Source organism: Pseudomonas sp. GW456-E7, assembly GCF_059424105.1.
Map to the genome: position 1 here is coordinate 1 of NZ_JBWKZB010000122.1, position 767 is coordinate 767.

At 58.7% G+C, this 767-nt stretch carries 2 pseudogenes; both read right to left on the reverse strand.

Going from position 1 to position 767, the window contains the following annotated elements:
* Nucleotides 1-48: 48 nt before the first annotated feature.
* A pseudogene (locus tag AC07YV_RS29865) lies at nt 49-207 on the reverse strand (DUF6124 family protein); the annotation flags it as partial.
* Between the two features lie 231 nt (nt 208-438).
* A pseudogene (locus AC07YV_RS29870) lies at nt 439-603 on the reverse strand (DUF6124 family protein); the annotation flags it as partial.
* Nucleotides 604-767 lie beyond the last annotated feature (164 nt).

The window sequence follows — 767 nt, forward strand, 5'->3', positions numbered from 1 at the left end:
GCGAGCAAGCTCGCTCCCACAGGTCTATCGGTGATCCGGAGATTGTGGTCAGGGCGGATCAAGCCGATCCAGCGCCCGATTCACCGCCAGCTCCCCCAGCATGATCACCTGCGCAATCCCCAACAGCGCATGGCGACTTGTCCCCTGCAAATGATCCACCAGATCGTTGGCCATGACATTGGCCGATGCCAGCGACTCACGCGCATGAGCGAAATGGTCCAGGAAGTGCCGGGGATGCTGGTGCAACTGGCGGCGCAGATTAGCGAAAGCCTGGTCTGATTTGTGGGAATTGCCCTGAGGTCGATCAGTTAAGCACAACCCCTGTGGGAGCGAGCTTGCTCGCGATAGCGGTCGTACATTCAACATCTATGTGTCTGACCCACCGCCATCGCCAGCAAGCTCGCTCCCACAGGTCTATCGGTGATCCGGAGATTGTGGTCAGGGCGGATCAAGCCGATCCAGCGCCCGATTCGCCGCCAGTTCCCCCAGCATGATCACCTGCGCAATCCCCAACAGCGCATGGCGACTTGTCCCCTGCAAATGATCCACCAGATCGTTGGCCATGACATTGGCTGACGCCAGCGACTCATGCACATGGGCGAGATGGTCCAGGAAGTGCCGGGGATGCTGGTGCAACTGGCGGCGCAGATTGGCGAAAATCTGGTCTGATTTGTGGGAATTGCCCTGAGATCGATCAGTCAAGCACAACCCCTGTGGGAGCGAGCTTGCTCGCGATAGCGGTCGTACATTCAACATCTATGTGTCTG